The sequence below is a fragment of the Methylophaga sp. UBA5088 genome (assembly GCF_002414625.1).
In the GTDB taxonomy this organism is placed as follows: domain Bacteria; phylum Pseudomonadota; class Gammaproteobacteria; order Nitrosococcales; family Methylophagaceae; genus Methylophaga; species Methylophaga marina.
In genome coordinates, this window is sequence record NZ_DIAC01000111.1 from 19151 (window position 1) to 19398 (window position 248).

A 248-nucleotide genomic window follows, 5' to 3' on the forward strand; every position below is an offset into this window, starting at 1 on the left:
CATTTTCGTCATGAAATCGGCCATTATTATTGGGATATGCTGATAAAAGATACCGATCACTACGCCATGTTTTGTGAGGTGTTTGAATACCAGCAGCAAGATTATCAAAGCAGTCTAGAATCGTATTATGAAAACGGACCCGCAGCAGACTGGCCAGCCTCCTACTTGTCAGCCTATGCCAGTGCGCATCCTCTTGAAGACTGGGCTGAGACCTGGTCACATTATTTGATGATGAATGAGACCATGGA

At 44.8% G+C, this 248-nt stretch carries 1 protein-coding gene; it reads left to right on the forward strand.

Features of this window, described 5'->3' with window-relative positions:
* Positions 1–248: putative zinc-binding metallopeptidase (locus B4K20_RS14115; protein WP_289283381.1), on the forward strand; the 248-nt coding region annotated here is incomplete at both ends.